The organism is Paenibacillus sp. WC2504 (assembly GCF_052682475.1).
The window spans coordinates 5,072,435-5,088,247 of the sequence record NZ_JBQZFH010000001.1 but is presented as its reverse complement, the minus strand read 5'-3'; the positions used below and the strand labels follow the sequence as shown (position 1 = coordinate 5,088,247).

Sequence of the window (15,813 nt, the reverse complement as noted above, 5' to 3'; positions counted from 1 at the left end):
TAGAAGTGAATGCTTAGAGTTTTCAGGAGGTCATCATGTTCTACAACACCAAATGCGATTGTGGGCATCAGAACCCCACAGGAACTACGCTCTGTGAATCCTGCGGGAATCCGTTGATCGATACGGATGGCAGAGATATACTCGAAATGCGCTATGACGGTATGGCCCGCCGATCGCAGAAATCAAACCCCTCAATTCTAGATAAAGTCTGGAATTTCTTCTCCTCGGTTAAAATAGCGGTATGGATTATTTTCATCACTTTGCTGGCTTCTGCCGTTGGGACGATATATCCGCAGGAAAACACGTTTTTGGATATGGATCCTGCGCAATATTATTCGGAAACGTACGGGAAATTGGGAACGATTTATCATTTTCTCGGACTCTCGCACACCTTCAGCTCATGGTGGTTCATCACGTTGCTATTTATGATTGGGACGTCACTTGTCATCTGCAGTTTGGATCGCGTTTTACCGCTCTACCGAGCATTATCCAAGCAGCAAATCCGTAAGCATCTTAATTTCTTGACACGGCAAAAGGTGACGCTTGTGACCGATTTGCCGCCAGGAACGGATGAAGAAGCGTGGACCGATAAGTTAGGCGTGCTTTTACGCAAGAAAAATTACCGCATACATAGGGACGGGACGGCACTGCTTGCCGAGAAATACCGTTTCAGCCGTTGGGGTCCTTATATTAACCACATTGGTCTTATTATTTTTCTGATCGGTGTCTTGATGAGAAGCATCCCAGGTTGGCATATGGATGAGTATATGGGTATTTTGGAAGGTGAAACCAAAGCCATCCCCCATACTTCTTATTTTATAAAAAATGAAAAATTTACTTTAGAGCTTTATGACGAAAAAGATTTGCCTGAAAGCATAAAGTCCAAGGGTCAAATCGTGCCCAAAACGTATGAAACTCAAGCTGTCTTGTATCATTGCTCAGCGAATTGTGATGATTCAACGAAAGAGCCGGTCTTAGAAGAAGTACATAAAGCGAATATTCTGGTGAATCATCCTCTGGATTATAAAGGCTTGCAAGCGTATCAATTTGACTACAAAGCGACGCCGCTTCTGATTTCGGTCAAACCGACTTTGAGCAATCCAACAACAGGTGAAACGTATGGAAGTTTCGATTTGCCGATGAATAATCCGAAGGATGTTTATCAAGTTGGTCCTTATAAGCTGACTTTAAAAGGGTTCTTCCCTGAGTTTGGCTTAGAGAAAGGACAACCTATCTCCAAGTCGAATGAGCCGAAAGCCCCGGCATTTATTTTTAGCATCACAGGCCCGGGATTGGCGGCAAATGGTGAACCGTATTTGTATTTCCCAAGACAAATTGATAAAGAAGCGTTCTCCCAAGATACGATTAACGGTGCGATCAGCCAGAAGCTAAAGATTGCCGTTGGAACGATGGAAGGCGTACAGTTTGCCAACTATACGACTTACCTTAACATTCGTGTTGACAAAGCTATGCCTTATATCTGGGTAGGATCTGCGATTTTCATGATTGGGGTCATTATGGGCTTCTACTGGCAGCATCGCCGTATCTGGATCCGCATCGACGAAGGTAAACTTACGCTCGGCGGACATACGAACAAAAACTGGTTCGGCTTACGCAATGAGGTTGCAGCAGCCTTGAAGAAAAATAATTTGGACATACTGCCGAAATCATTAGACAATGGAGGGAACCAGGGGTGAATGTCAATTCAGTCAGCAGCACCTTTTTACTTATCGCATTTTTCGTTTACCTGGCAGCATTTTTGCTTTTCGTCCTCTCGATTACCGGGAAAAAGTGGAGTAATCGTGATCCGGAGCAGCATCAGAAACAGTGGGGTTTCGCAGCCTTCCTGACATCTGTTGTCGGATTTGCTTGCCAAGTGACGTTCTTCTTTACAAGATGGGCGGAAGGAAATCACATTCCGACTTCGAATATGTACGAATTCATGACCTTCCTGGGAATGATGATCATGTTCGCTTTCTTGATCGTGTATCTCATTTATCGAACGCCTGTACTTGGTGTTTTCGCATTGCCGATCGGCTTTATTATCATAGCGTATGCCTCTGTCTTCCCGAGCGAGGTTCAGCCACTGATTCCTGCACTGCAAAGTTACTGGCTGAAGATCCATGTAACGACAGCGGCAACCGGTGAAGCCTTCTTCGGCGTCGGTTTTGCTGGCGGGCTTATGTATCTCCTGCGTGCAGTGGACTTTAAAGGTACCACCCAAACAGATAAGCGTGAACAAAGAGGCGTAGAGCTAACACTCTTTTTTATCTTGATGCTAATCGCTTTTATTGCTTCTATTTTTACATTTAACGGTTCGGGATATAAAGCTGTATTCTCCAAAGAAGTGACGGTTATGGATGCGCAAGGACAACAGCAAACAAGCATTCAAAACGAGACTTTCGTATTGCCTCCAATTGTGAAGCCTTACGATACGAAGGTTGTTGAAATGAAGCCGTTCCTCGGCATGACAGAACCGTTGTTTACAGCACCTTCCTGGATGGAAGGCGCAAGCGCAGGGCGTAAATTTAATACTGTGATTTGGTCTGTGCTCGGAGGTCTTGTGCTTTACTGGCTTGCCCGACTGATTGCACGCAAACCGTTAGGGGCCGCTATTGGCCCGATCGTGAAAGGGATGGATCCAGAAGATCTCGATGAAATCAGCTATCGCGCTATTGCCATCGGCTACCCGATTTTCACATTGGGCGCATTGATTTTTGCGATGATTTGGGCTCAGGAAGCGTGGGGACGATTCTGGGGCTGGGATCCCAAAGAAGTATGGGCATTGATTACCTGGTTATTTTACGCCGTATTTTTACATCTTCGTTTATCCAAAGGCTGGCAAGGCAAGAAATCAGCTTGGTTAACCGTTATCGGCTTTATCGTGGTTATGTTTACGTTAGTTGGGGTAAACCTTGTTATCGCTGGGCTGCACTCCTATGCAGGTGTATAAAACAAATCGAACTTAATTTAGATAAGGATGTGAAGCTCCATGGAAATGAAAGCTAGCATACTCGTTGTTGATGATGAAGAACGAATTCGGAGACTGCTCCGCATGTATTTAGAAAAAGAAGGTTATATCATTGAAGAAGCAGAGGACGGAGAGAATGCCCTGCGCATGGCGACAGAAACGGACTATGACCTGGTGCTTCTCGATGTCATGCTCCCTGGAATCGATGGGATTGAAGTGTGTGCGCGCCTTCGCCAGGTGAAATCTACGCCAGTCATCATGCTGACCGCCAAAGGGGAGGAAACGAACCGTGTCAGCGGATTTGAAGTGGGGGCGGACGACTATGTCGTGAAGCCATTCTCTCCACGCGAAGTGATTTACCGGGTTAAAGCGATTCTGCGCCGTTCCTCAGCTACAGCCTATTTGTCAAAGGATGCAAGCTCAAGCAACAATATTGTGTTTCCTAACCTGATTATTGAACATGATGCCCATCGTGTAACGGCAGGTGGCCAGGAAGTAGCGTTGACGCCAAAAGAATACGAACTGCTGCATTACTTGGCTGTGTCACCGGATAAGGTTTTCTCGCGCGAGGAGCTCTTGAAGGATGTTTGGAACTATGAATTTTTTGGAGATTTGCGGACGGTCGATACCCATGTCAAAAGACTCCGCGAAAAATTAAACAAAGTTTCCCCGGATGCTGCTGCGATGATTACGACCGTGTGGGGAGTAGGCTATAAGCTAGAGGTGCCTAAATAACGTGTTTATATTCAGAAGCGTCGTAGGTAAGCTTTGGTTGACCATCATTGGCCTAGTTGGGGTAGTACTGCTCATACTAGGTCTTTTTCTTGTGAATTATATGGAAAATTATTTTTCCCAAGCCAAGGATCAAACCGCCAACATTGAGAAGCTGGCTCGGAATTTTTCAGAAGAAGCCTCTCATCATATGTATAATGAACAGTTTTATCAATTGAGCAATGAACTTTTGGGTTTCCAAGATGCGAAAATGCTGGTGATTTCCAAGGATATGAAGGAAATGGCGTTGCCATCCACCCTAGGAAATACGTTAGGCGGTTTCCACGCCAGGGATCTGTACACGGATGTTGAACTGCAGCGTGTATTTGCTGGTGAAACCATCGATAAATCAATTAACAAGTCCAAAATTGGTCGTTTAAAAGCTGGTGAGGAGTATCTGGTTGTGGCTGTTCCGCTGAAAAATTTGCAGGGCAGCATTGCCGGAGCGACGATTATTTATCAATCCTTGCAATCTCTCGAAGCGACACAGTCCTACATGCTCAGATTGTTTATTTATGTGTCCATTGTTGGTTTTCTGATGACAACCTTTTTTGCTTTCTTCCTGTTCGCCAAAATCACAAGACCGCTTCAGCAGTTGAAAAAAGCGGCGGATTTCATAACCAAGGGAGAATACGGGACTAGAGTACCTATTATCTCCAAGGATGAAATTGGTGAATTGGCAAAAACCTTTAACCATATGGGAGAGAAAATGCAGGAGAGTATCCGTGAACTTTCCCAAGAGAAAGAGCACTTATCCAGCATCTTGCACAGTATGACCGATGCGGTAATCACCTTGGATGCGAATGGGTCTGTTATGCTGACGAACCCGCAAGGGGAGAAAATCGTACAGGAGTGGAGCACCATCGAGTGGTCGGAGGATGATGAGGAAACCAAACGCTACCGTAAGCCGGATACGGCTCTTGGTGATTGGGGATTAACAAGCTACAGCAATCCCTTCCTGGTTCCGATTCCCGTCCCGCTCATCCCGCTGTTTGAAGCGGTTGTGGACGAATCATCGGAAGCCGCCACAAAGCTGCACGTGCAGAACGGTGTATGGTCTGTTGCCATGACGCCCTTATACATGAGCGAGCAAAGCGAAGAGGTGCGCGGCGCGGTAGCGGTTCTCCGTAATGTGACGGAGGAAGAGCTCCTCGACAAACTGCGCAAAGATTTTGTGGCGAACGTATCGCATGAGCTGCGTACGCCGATCTCGATGCTGCAGGGCTATAGTGAAGCCCTGCTGGATGATATCCCCTCCACGCCGGAAGAGCGCGTGGAGCTTGTGCAGGTCATCCACGACGAGTCGCTCCGTATGGGGCGCCTCGTCCGTGACCTGCTCGATCTGGCGCGGATGGAGGCAGGCCATCTCGAGCTTGTGTTCAGGGAGGTCGAAGTCGACTCCCTGATCCGGCGCATGCACCGCAAATTTTCGGTGCTGGCCAAAGAGCGCGGCATCGCGCTAAGCGTGGCACTGCCGGAAGACCCCCTCATCCTCGAACGAGGGGATGAGGACAGGCTCGAGCAGGTGCTGACGAACCTGCTCGATAATGCTTTCCGGCATACGGCTGCAGGGGCCGGTATTGCCGTGAAAGCAGAGCGGGCTAAGTATAAGAATAAGCCCGCAATTCGCATTGAGGTCTCCGACGAGGGGCAGGGGATACCTGCCAATGACCTGCCGTTCATCTTCGAACGGTTCTACAAAGCCGATAAAGCCCGTACACGCGGCTCATCGGGAGGTACAGGTTTGGGCCTTGCCATCGTGAGAAATATAATAGAATCGCATTTCGGGATCGTTACAGCCCAAAGTGTGCTGGGGCAAGGAACAACGTTTACGATTTTACTTCCTTGCGAACCCATTTAATGTCACAAATTCGACACAAAAGAGGCGTTTGCTGTGAAAACTCACAGCAAACGCCTTTCATTTTGTAGAATATTCAGACAAAATCTTGTTGTTCGTGAAACACTTTGTACCTTGAAGCGAGTGGTTTATACTTTAAGCGCACGAACATTCACGATTTCGGCTTGGGTCGACAGCTCTGCCAACACTTCAGCAGGAGCGGATTTGTCGATTGTCAGAACCATGATAGCGGAACCGCCGATCACTTTACGACCTACTTGCATCGTTGCAATGTTCACGTTATTGCTTCCAAGGAGTGTACCTACGCGACCGATGATCCCTGGTTTATCATTGTGAGAGATAAGCAGGAGGTTTCCTTCAGCTGCGAAATCAACCGGATATTGATCGATACGTACGATACGTTCGCCATAACCGGAAAGCAAAGTTCCAGCAAGCGTTTTTTCTTCTTGTTTAGTTTTTACGGTAACTGTGACAAGGTTTGTAAAAGAGCTGGATGTATTAGATGTTTGAACGACGATGTTCACATCGCGTGATTTAGCCAAGTGCATCGCGTTTACGATGTTGATGCCTTCCAATTGGTTCTCGAATACACCTTTAACAATGTAACGAGTTAATTGGCTTGTATCTACATCAACGAGATCGCCTGCATAATTGACGACAATTTCAGATACAGCGCCTTGTGCGATTTGACCCAGGATTGAACCGATCTTTTCGCCAAGCCCGAAGTATGGTTGAAGTTTGTTCAAAACGTTCGCCGGTACAGGCGGCAAGTTAACCGCATTTTTGAATGGTTCATTGCGCAGGATATGAAGAACTTCTTCAGAAACGTCGATTGCAACGTTTTCTTGCGCTTCAATCGTAGAAGCACCAAGGTGAGGAGTGACGATTACTTTTGGATTGTTCAAGAACGGGTGATCCTTTTGCGGAGGCTCTACCTCGAATACGTCAAAAGCAGCTCCAGCTACGATGCCTTGATCAATAGCTTCAATCATCGCCATTTCGTCAATAATTCCGCCGCGAGCACAGTTGATCAGGCGCATACCTGGTTTCATGATCTCGAATTGAGGCTTGGATATCAAGTGACGTGTTTCTGGTGTAAGTGGTGTATGAACCGTGATGAAGTCGGCTTTCGCAACGATTTCATTAACAGTCCCGAGCTTAACTCCCAGTTTCTCAGCGCGCTCTTCCGTCAAGAATGGGTCATACCCGATAACTTCCATGCCGAATACTTTCGCGCGTTTTGCCACTTCGCTACCGATACGTCCCATTCCGAGGATACCCAGTGTTTTGTTGCGAAGCTCAACACCGATAAATTTACGGTCCCATTCGCCGCCGACTGTTTTCTTATACGCTTGTGGAATCATACGAGCTGCAGACATCATCATGGCAAAAGTAAGCTCACAAGTTGCAATGGTATTGCCGTCTGGCGCATTGATCACAATAATACCGCGTTTTGTTGCAGCTTCCAGATCAATGTTGTCGACGCCTACACCAGCGCGGCCGATTACTTTCAATTTAGACGCTGCCGTCATAATTTTCTCTGTTACTTTCGTTTGGCTGCGAACCAGGAGAGCATCATATTCGCCAATGATGGCAACTAGCTCATCTTCGGATAGTCCCGTTTGTTTTACCACTTCAACATCAGCTGCATCATAAAGCATTTGAATTCCCATGTCACTAATTGGATCGGATACTAGAACTTTATACATCATTCGAACCTCCTTAGAATATGAACATAAAAAAAACTCCCAACCCTCCGGAACAGACACGGATGTCTATATCCAAAGGGACGAGAGATTGCTTTCGTGGTACCACCCTAGTTCGCTGCCCATTCGCATGAGAAGCCTCAATCGGTCTTGCGACCTGGAACTGTAACGTGTTCCTGTTCCGATTGCATCTACTTTCGTTCAATGCAATAACTCTGGAGTGCTCCGCAAAATGTTCGCTACCGATTCGCACCAACCATCGGCTCTCTGAAAACTACTTTACTTGCTTGGCTCCGTCAACGCTTTACTGTGATAGAATTTTCATTAGATTACCATGCTGTTGAAATCGTGTCAATACATGTCGAATCATTTTCATCAAATTCACATGAAAGCCATATTTGACAATCGATGCGAAAGCATTTTTGTTTATTTTAAAGCAAGGTTCCTCAGAAAGCAATGGTATTTTTGCTTGAATTTTACTACGATTTTCGCTAATGTACTGGATAAATAGTTATTGCATTGCTGCAGCTTAGAAAGGAAGTGCCATAGTGGAGATTGCGAGTATTCACCCGCAGAAGTTTGTTGAAGCGCTGGATCAAAAGACATTGAAGGATAGCGTCATTATCGACGTGAGGGAACCCCATGAATGGGATTATTATCACCTGGATGAAGCGAAGTTGATTCCAATGGGACAAATCCCGCATCGTTTAGGAGAACTGCCGGAAGATCAGGACATTTATCTCGTATGTGCACATGGTGTGCGAAGCTATCGGGTTGCCGAGTATTTGCAAGAGAACGGCATAGACCGCGTTATTAATGTTGACGGTGGAATGGCTGCAGTAGGGATGCTGCGAGGATTTCAATACGACTGAGTATCATTTTTGGCACCAAAAAGGAGTTAAGCACCTTGAGGCCGCTTAACTCCTTTTTGCTCATGTTATGTATTCGCTTAAGTGACATCCGAGAAGAAAGGAAGCTGTGGCAGCGGTTCGTTCGCATACCATTTGGCTTTGCCTTTCACAAAATCGCCGGATCGAACGGCATTCGTACTAAGCAGTAGGTCCATCGTTTGATTGACGTCATTGACGTTCAGTTTCTTGGCTTCTCCCGAGGCGATAAATTCATCTATACGAATCGTCAAATCCTGCGGGTAAAAAGGAGCAAACGATTTGTTTTTCAACAACTTTGTTGTGATATACAGATTTTTGACATTTAAGTTCATTGCACGCCATTGATCTAAGTTCGCATTATTATTAGGATCGAAGTTTTCAATATCAGGATCGATTGTGCCATTCCAAGCAACAATAGAATCAAAGTAATTTTTCTGTGCTGTTAGCGCTTGTGTTTTGGCTTCTACGAAATATGCATCTTTTTGTATAGCATCAAGCAGCTGTGGTCCGCTTAGCCCATTGGCTTTGCTTTGATAACCTTTCAACGTATCCGCAAAAAGCTTCAAGCTTTTGAGATATCCTTGATGCGATTGGACGAGAAGCGGCGAGGTTGCCGGCATATTTTTGCTTTGGAGGGCGGCATATTTCTCGTCAGCCAGCTTGCTCAATTCTTTGAGAACGGCCGAGGCATCGACAGTTGAATTGCCGGCTTCGATTTGACTCATCAATTCAAACCATTTATTCTGAAATTCCCTAAAGGGCAAAAAGATGGTATGGTAATAAGAAACGAGAACTTGCTGGTCGTAGGCCCCATATTCTTGAGCAACCGCTTTATCAGCGTGCAATATTTTCTCGTATTTCTGATCCGATTTTTCCTGCCCGATTTTCAAACCGTAGAAGAAGGCGCCAAGGATACAAACAAGCATAAAGATAAACATGAGGGCAAATAAATAATCAGTGCGGGTAAGACGCTTATCCATAATCAAGCTCCTTATTCTCTCTTTTTCTTTTAACTTAGTATAGGTGAAATAGGTATAAAAGGGAATATGTGAGGAAAGAGGCTGCATCCTATGAAAAAATTCGATTTTAAGAATATCCGCTTCGGAAAAGTCGATGTGAATGATCTCAATGACCGAACTTTACTGCTCAATCTGTACATAACCCAACTACTTACGCTTATTATCGGAATAAGCATCATTTTTTTTCAGAGCAATCATAACTTTATTTCCATGTTCACGATTCAGGGCGGTTGGAAAATCCCGATTTGGGGGACTTTATTTGCAATAGCCGTTCTTGGGATTGATATGTTAATCTCAAGGTGGGTGCCCAAAGAAGTGTCTGATGACGGCGGAATCAATGAGATGATTTTCGGAAGACGTCCGATCTGGCATATCGCGCTCATTTCATTTATTGTTGCCATATGCGAGGAAGTACTATTTCGCGGAGCCATTCAGCATGCCTGGGGACCTTATTGGACCAGTATATTGTTCGCGGCGATCCATATCCGTTATTTGCAGCATTGGCTCATGACAGGGATGGTGTTTAGCATAAGCTACGGCCTCGGCTGGATTTATTTACAAACGGGGAGCCTCTGGACACCGATTATTGCCCACTTCATTATTGACTTTGTCATGGGATGCATACTTCGTTATGGTAAGGAGGAGGAAGAACAGAGCACATGAATGCAGAGGGAAAAATGCCTTCTCGTTCTCAACGAAGGACGATTGAAATGGAGGAAGATGACACCTATTTACCGCCGCGGAAAGCGGTGCATCCCTCTGAACGGGGAAAATGGACCCAAATCTTTTACGTTACACTGCTGTGGTTATTTGTAATTCTTGTCATTAGTTTAACGATATGGGGCATCAGGTACTATTCATAACATTTGCCAGTTGAGCTAAGTTTGTACTAAACAAATAGAGAAGCTATGATAGATTCATAGCTTCTTTTTTTATGGGCTCATTTTGTCATGGGAGGATTTAGCTGCAATGAATGCGATTCAAGCGAGAAGAAAATGGACTACTTCGGTAAAAATAATAGCTGCGCTTTTTGTTTTATTATCCAGTTTCATTTGGCCGTCAAAGCCGTCTTACGCGTTTTCCTATGGGTATTTGGCTTATCCGCAGGGAAATGTAGGCTTATTGAGACCGGATATCGGGGTGGATTTAGAGTTAAGTGAAGGGAAAACGCCAGACAGCTATCATTTTTATCTCAATGATCAGGAAGTGAAAGCCACTTACGATCCTGTTTCTGTTAAATATGTGTACCAACCCAAGGAAGATTTGGCACCAGGCACGTATTCTGCTCGTTTGTCTTTTAAATTTGACGGTTATGAACCTGTTCAAATGAATTGGAGTTTTACGGTGGTAAAAGGAGCTGCTACACCATCTTCGGAGACAAGCCAGGAGCAGCAAGCAGGCTTGCAAGCGATTAATGACTATCGGCTTAAAATGGGCTTACCCCAAGTGAAGTTCAGTGATGCCCTGAATCTAGCGGCTCAAAAGCATGCACAATACTTATCGCAAAACAAAATTGATCCGATAAAAACAGCAGTATCCCTGCATGATGAGGATCCGGCGCTGCCAGGCTATATCGGAAAGTCTTTAAAAGAGCGCTCGCAATTTATCGGATACGCTCGTGCGAGCAGTGAGGATGTTGCTTACAATCAGGTTTCGCTCGTTGAAGCCATTGATAGTTTATTTGATGCGCCTTATCATCGAACGCCATTTATGGTCCCTGGTCTCGTCGAAGTAGGTGTTTATCGAGTAGGAGCCTATCATGTGATTGAATTTGGATTTTCAGATGGAGTAGCGCCTGATCTTGTTGTTTCGCCAGGAAGCAACGACGTTTATGTGCCAACCATCTTCGATGGACACGAAACGCCTGATCCGCTTCGTAATCATACCGAAGCGGCCTATCCGGTCGGCTATCCAATTATGGCTTCAATCAATGGGCCGGACGTGAAGAAAGTGAGTTTGGATGAGGCAGAATTAAAGGATGAAAACGGCAAAGCTGTAAGCCTGATGAAGAACGTACCTGGTACAGACGATCATCTGGATACAGAGGTTATCCTGATGCCTACTAAACCGCTGGCGTTGGATACGACCTATGAAGCGAAAGTTAAACTAACAGCAACTATGAAGGATGGCAGCACCAAGTCTTATGCCAAGGAATGGACATTCCGCACAGAGCCGCGCGAGGGATTAGGGGTACTTAAGCTGCATAGTGATTCAGCTTCATATATCCTGCAAATGGGCAATTTCGGACTAAATCGAAATCATACCGTTTCCTTTGCCTTGTCCGGTGATAAATATGTTCTTGACCTCATCCCGTATACGATGAAACAGAAGCCATATATTCAAGAAGGTACCTCGTTTCTATATATTCGAGATCTTGCCGCGGCTCTTGGTGCAACGGTGGAGTGGGATGATAAGTTAAAGGCTGCGGTATATAAGAAAAAAGACAAAACGATCATGTTCTATACAAACCGTGATGCGTATAGCTTGAATGGGGTGGAGCATCAAACAGGGGACGCGGCCAAGTTGGTTAATGAAACAACGATGATCCCTGTTCGGTTGTTGTCGGAAGCGCTTGGAGCGAAAGTCACCTATGTCGAGAGCTCGAAAACGGTCAATATCAGCTATTAATTAAAAAAGCTTTGCAAGCCCCTGTGTGTTTCGATAGGGAGCTGCAAAGCTTCTTTTGTCTTATCTCATTTCGAGCTCAATAGCATTGGGATCCACGAACGAATACCCTTTCTCCTCTAACTGCGTAAGAAGGGTGTCCAGAGCTTTGACCGTCCAAGGCAATTCATGCATAAGAATATTGCTGCCGCCGTGCAGCTGCTTCATGACATTCTCGATGACTTTGTTCGGATCATTTTTATTATTGGTCATTTCCCAATCCAATGAACCGTTAGACCAAGTCATATAGAGCATATGATTTGCTTTGATTTTAGCTTTCAAATAGTCATTGCCCGAACCGAATGGCGGACGGAAAAATTGCGGAGCTTGCCCCGTCAAGTCTTTAATCGCTTTTTGAACATCGTCCACTTGCTGATCAATTTTGGCATTCGGCATGTCTTTCATATTGTCATGATCCCAGGCATGGTTGCCGATGATATTGCCGCTTTCATGGACGAGCTTGACAAGCTCGGGCTTTTGCTTAATCCGGTAGCCGTTGAAAAAGAAAATCGCCTTCGCGTTATGTTTTTTGAGGATGTCGATTAACGATTGATTCATCTCTTGCTCTTTGGGTCCATCATCAAAAGTCAGGAGGATAATTTTCTTGTTTCCGTTAGGGTCATTGGGGACGATATCATAATTTTTGTTCATATGATAGTCCTTCTTAACTTCTAGCGGGACTGCTTTCGTTGGCTCCGGCGTAGGTGTGGGAGCTGGTGTTTGGGTAGGTGCCGCCGTAGGAGTAGGGCTAGCAGCTGTCGTAGCTGCCATTGTTGGTGTCGCACTGGTTGTGGAAACTGGGCTTTTGGCCGGTTGGCTTTCACTGCAGGCAGTTAGGAATATCATCATGCTGATCAACAGGACACTGGCTTTGTTAGTCATTTCTCGTTCTCCTCAGGCAAATTAACTTCTTACGTCTCTCCTTATAGTACCACATTTCTTCCAGAACATATCTCCTTTGTTTTCCTCTTGTTGGGACGTATGCCCTCTCTTCAACTCGCGCAACCTATGAAGGATTCATACTAAATTAACATGGAGGGAGACCCAATGAAGATAGGTACTTTCTTGTTAGGTGGCATTGCCGGAGCGGCAGCGGTCGTATATCTGAATCGCAAAAGTAAATCGATGTTGTTCTCCGCGTTCAGCTCATCCAGTGAATCGATGGGGAAAGTAGTGGATAAAGCGAAAGATACCTTTGCGAGCAAATCCTTTGGCGATTCACCGGTCCGGAATTTCTCAAGTGCAAGCACCAATTCGAGTGCTAACTCAAGCGCAAGCACAAGCGGAGGGCTCAGCCAGGTTGAAAAAATCGTGAAGGAAGATCCGCATTTGAGTGTGACGGTCAACGAAATTTTGCAAGCCAACAAAGAAAATACGTCGTCAATTCAATAAAAACTCGCAACAGGCACAGTCAGGCAAACCCACGGGGCCGGCTGTGCTTTTTCTTTTATACATAACTTGCGCGTGCAATTGGAATCAAATAGTGTTAACATGGTAGGTGAAAACGATAAAAGAATACTTGTCCAAATCTTACTTCAAGGTTCACATTTTTATTTTTTTATCATATTCTGTTTTAATAAGATGACCATGCTTTCGATGCAAGCTTTCCAATCGGAAGGCTCAAAGGAGGATCCTATCATGAAAATAGAACGCTTAAGTCAGGATAAGATACGGATTTTCCTAACATTCGATGACTTAACTGAACGCGGAATTCAAAAGGACGACATGTGGAGAGAAATCCCCAAAGTACACGAACTATTCAGTGAAATGATGGATCAGGCTTATTCAGAGCTCGGATTTGACCCGTCCGGACCTCTAGCTGTTGAGGTGTTTGCATTGCCAGCCCAGGGAATGGTTGTCATTGTAACAAGAGGCAAGCTTGATTTGTATGCGAATTCAGATTCGTATGACGATCATGAAGCTGAAGAAGTGTATGAGATGGAAGTAACGCTTGAACAGAGCGATTTGGTCTCCTATGCGTTCCGTGATTTTGAAGATCTGCTGCGTGTCTCCAAAGTAATCAATCCGCTTCTTATTGAGGGCGGTACCCTTTATTCCTACAAAGGGAAATATATTTTACAACTAGAACCTGTTGACCTTGAAGATACGAAGTACCAAGCGTTAATCGCGGTCCTGTCCGAATTCGGGGAAGCTGCTTCCGTAACACAAGCGGTGCTTGAAGAGTATGGGAAGACGATTATTGCCGATGACGCCGTGAAGGTGCTCTGTCAGCACTTTAAATAAAGGCCTTCCCTCTTTTTCTTTTGTTGTTGAATGAAACAAGCATCTTCAAAAACAACCGTTTTTGTTGATGCTTTTTTTAATTGGATAGAAAGTGGTTTTGCATCCTTGCGAAGAGATGATGGGGGAGTAAATCATGACGAATTTAGAGCATAAACGCCTGGCGCCGACATTGGCAGCGGTTGATTTGGACAGTTTGCTTAGCTATTACCAGAAACAGATGAGAGAAGAAGCATATTTGTACTTGCAAAAAAGGGGAATCACCGAGGAGACCGCTCAATTATTCCGGGTCGGTTTTGAAATCGGAAAAATTGGGTTCTACGTCGATCAGAATCAGTTAGGCGATTATTTTGAGCACAGAGTGATCTTGCCAATCCGTAATTACGAGGGTGAGATTGTCGACTTAATCGGACGCTCGATTGACAATAAGGAACCGAAATACAAGGCTTTGTACGGGGTTGATCAATACCTTTTTAATTACGCCGCCTTGGAAGATTCCGATGAAGTCATTTTGTGCAGCGGCATTTTCGATGTGCTTTCTCTTACGCAGGCCAAAGTCCCGGCTGTTTGTGTGCCGGATTACGGGATATTCAAAGAGCACCATCTCTCCCTTTTTACGGGAAAACGCGTCTATATATGTATGGGGAACGATGAGTACGGGCGGAGAGAGTCTACACGGATTGAATCTGTTCTGAGAGAGCAGGGGAACGAAACCTATATTATCTCCTTGCCTGAGACCATTCGTGACATCAACGATCTATTCGTAAGAGCTAAAAACCCGGTCGAGGCACTCCTTGAGTTGGTGAATCAGTCTGTTGAAGAGGCTATGTTAGCTCCCGTAGCGCCGGATATCAAGAATAGCACGGTTTATTTGGAAGAATATATGAAAAGATTCCGCGGGCAAGTAGCCTCTATTCGAACGGGCTTTGATAAGCTGGACACGCTCCTATTCGGTGGCTTTGGCAACGGTTTGTACCTTCTTGCAGGGTCAGGATCCATTGGTAAAAGCATGTTGCTGAAACAAATGGCTGATCATATCGCACTTGAAGAAACACCGGTTATATTTGTTTCCTGGGACATGACGAATTTCGAATTGTGGTCTCGCAGCATTGCGCGGATTATCGGCGTAGCGCCGCAGAAAGTGCTAGGAGGAAAAATAGATCCTGAACAAGTGGCTGAGGCGAATAAACAGTACGGCAAGATCAGTAAAATGCTTTGGATGCTTGAGTGTACGATAAGTACAACGCTGGAACAAGTAGCCGCCAATATTGAGCGAATCGCCGTCATCGTGGGCAAAGAACCCGTCATTTTCATTGATCATTTGCAGCGAATTCCGATGGGTGAAGCCGCGGCGGCATTAACTTGGCAGCAGCAGCAAGCAGCCATCGCATTTACGCTTAAGCAATGGTCACGGGAATGGGATTGCCCGATTATCGCAGCTACCGCACTGGAGTTAGGTCAAGATAACGTTCCAGACCGCGTGCAGGCATCTGCCGATGTCGTGATGATCATGCAGCCTGTTGCATCGGATGTGGATCGTCAACAAGCGATCTCGCTTGCATTAACGAAAAACCGAAATGGCACAATAGGGAATATCCCTCTTGTTTTCCATAATGATTGTGCACTCTTTACGGAATAAATCATAGAAAAGTCATTTCAAAATGACTATAATGGAATTTGACATGACTGTACT

The 15,813-nt window shown here is 45.3% G+C and carries 15 protein-coding genes and 1 other annotated feature; of the genes, 12 read left to right on the top strand and 3 right to left on the bottom strand.

What is annotated here, in order from left to right:
- Positions 1-35: 35 nt before the first annotated feature.
- From resB to ACUN27_RS23015, 4 genes are read left to right on the top strand one after another with little or no spacing between them, the layout of a single operon-like run.
- Positions 36-1,697 carry a cytochrome c biogenesis protein ResB gene (gene resB, locus ACUN27_RS23030; protein ID WP_315949213.1) on the top strand — a complete coding sequence of 554 codons (1,662 nt, stop codon included), beginning with the start codon at positions 36-38 and terminating at the stop codon, positions 1,695-1,697.
- The gene (gene ccsA / locus ACUN27_RS23025; protein WP_315949215.1) at positions 1,694-2,953 is read left to right on the top strand and encodes a cytochrome c biogenesis protein CcsA; all 1,260 of its coding nucleotides are present in this window, start codon (positions 1,694-1,696) and stop codon (positions 2,951-2,953) included. Before resB ends, ccsA begins: the two co-directional genes overlap by 4 nt.
- A gap of 39 nt (positions 2,954-2,992) precedes the next feature.
- The gene (locus ACUN27_RS23020; protein ID WP_127451191.1) at positions 2,993-3,706 is read left to right on the top strand and encodes a response regulator transcription factor; all 714 of its coding nucleotides are present in this window, start codon (positions 2,993-2,995) and stop codon (positions 3,704-3,706) included.
- Position 3,707: 1 nt separating this feature from the next.
- Positions 3,708-5,603, top strand: a complete 1,896-nt coding sequence (locus ACUN27_RS23015; protein WP_315949218.1) for a sensor histidine kinase — start codon at positions 3,708-3,710, stop codon at positions 5,601-5,603.
- 125 nt (positions 5,604-5,728) lie between these two features.
- Here ACUN27_RS23015 and serA read toward each other — a convergent pair whose 3' ends face one another.
- On the bottom strand, positions 5,729-7,309 hold the full coding sequence (serA, locus tag ACUN27_RS23010; RefSeq protein ID WP_315949219.1) for a phosphoglycerate dehydrogenase: 1,581 nt from the start codon (positions 7,307-7,309) through the stop codon (positions 5,729-5,731).
- 73 nt (positions 7,310-7,382) lie between these two features.
- Positions 7,383-7,615: a binding site (T-box leader), on the bottom strand.
- A gap of 239 nt (positions 7,616-7,854) precedes the next feature.
- On the opposite strand from serA, the gene ACUN27_RS23005 reads away from it, so the two are divergent.
- Positions 7,855-8,178 carry a rhodanese-like domain-containing protein gene (locus ACUN27_RS23005; RefSeq protein ID WP_315949220.1) on the top strand — a complete coding sequence of 108 codons (324 nt, stop codon included), beginning with the start codon at positions 7,855-7,857 and terminating at the stop codon, positions 8,176-8,178.
- 77 nt (positions 8,179-8,255) lie between these two features.
- Here the strand turns inward: ACUN27_RS23005 and ACUN27_RS23000 are convergent, their stop codons facing one another.
- The gene (locus ACUN27_RS23000) at positions 8,256-9,176 is read right to left on the bottom strand and encodes a hypothetical protein (protein WP_315949221.1); all 921 of its coding nucleotides are present in this window, start codon (positions 9,174-9,176) and stop codon (positions 8,256-8,258) included.
- 90 nt (positions 9,177-9,266) lie between these two features.
- Here ACUN27_RS23000 and ACUN27_RS22995 point away from each other — a divergent pair, with 90 nt between their 5' ends.
- From ACUN27_RS22995 to ACUN27_RS22985, 3 genes are all read left to right on the top strand, one after another.
- Positions 9,267-9,878 carry a CPBP family intramembrane glutamic endopeptidase gene (locus tag ACUN27_RS22995; RefSeq protein ID WP_315949223.1) on the top strand — a complete coding sequence of 204 codons (612 nt, stop codon included), beginning with the start codon at positions 9,267-9,269 and terminating at the stop codon, positions 9,876-9,878.
- Positions 9,875-10,078 (top strand): hypothetical protein, encoded by a 204-nt coding sequence (locus ACUN27_RS22990; protein ID WP_315949225.1) that lies wholly within the window; start codon positions 9,875-9,877, stop codon positions 10,076-10,078. The genes ACUN27_RS22995 and ACUN27_RS22990 overlap by 4 nt, the downstream gene beginning before the upstream one ends.
- A gap of 106 nt (positions 10,079-10,184) precedes the next feature.
- On the top strand, positions 10,185-11,843 hold the full coding sequence (locus ACUN27_RS22985; RefSeq protein WP_445559638.1) for a stalk domain-containing protein: 1,659 nt from the start codon (positions 10,185-10,187) through the stop codon (positions 11,841-11,843).
- A 60-nt stretch (positions 11,844-11,903) separates the two neighbouring features.
- On the opposite strand, the gene ACUN27_RS22980 is transcribed toward ACUN27_RS22985, so the two are convergent.
- Positions 11,904-12,761 (bottom strand): polysaccharide deacetylase family protein, encoded by an 858-nt coding sequence (locus tag ACUN27_RS22980; RefSeq protein WP_315949229.1) that lies wholly within the window; start codon positions 12,759-12,761, stop codon positions 11,904-11,906.
- A 165-nt stretch (positions 12,762-12,926) separates the two neighbouring features.
- On the opposite strand from ACUN27_RS22980, the gene ACUN27_RS22975 reads away from it, so the two are divergent.
- The 4 genes from ACUN27_RS22975 to ACUN27_RS22960 all read left to right on the top strand — a co-directional run bounded on the left by ACUN27_RS22975 (position 12,927) and on the right by ACUN27_RS22960 (position 15,759).
- Positions 12,927-13,271, top strand: coding sequence for a hypothetical protein (locus ACUN27_RS22975; RefSeq protein WP_315949231.1), 345 nt, complete (start codon positions 12,927-12,929; stop codon positions 13,269-13,271).
- A 246-nt stretch (positions 13,272-13,517) separates the two neighbouring features.
- Positions 13,518-14,123, top strand: coding sequence for a genetic competence negative regulator (locus tag ACUN27_RS22970; RefSeq protein WP_127451207.1), 606 nt, complete (start codon positions 13,518-13,520; stop codon positions 14,121-14,123).
- Between the two features lie 30 nt (positions 14,124-14,153).
- Complete coding sequence (locus tag ACUN27_RS22965) at positions 14,154-14,276, top strand: hypothetical protein (protein WP_445559637.1); 123 nt, start codon at positions 14,154-14,156, stop codon at positions 14,274-14,276.
- Complete coding sequence (locus ACUN27_RS22960) at positions 14,257-15,759, top strand: DnaB-like helicase C-terminal domain-containing protein (RefSeq protein ID WP_315949233.1); 1,503 nt, start codon at positions 14,257-14,259, stop codon at positions 15,757-15,759. Before ACUN27_RS22965 ends, ACUN27_RS22960 begins: the two co-directional genes overlap by 20 nt.
- Positions 15,760-15,813: the final 54 nt, after the last annotated feature.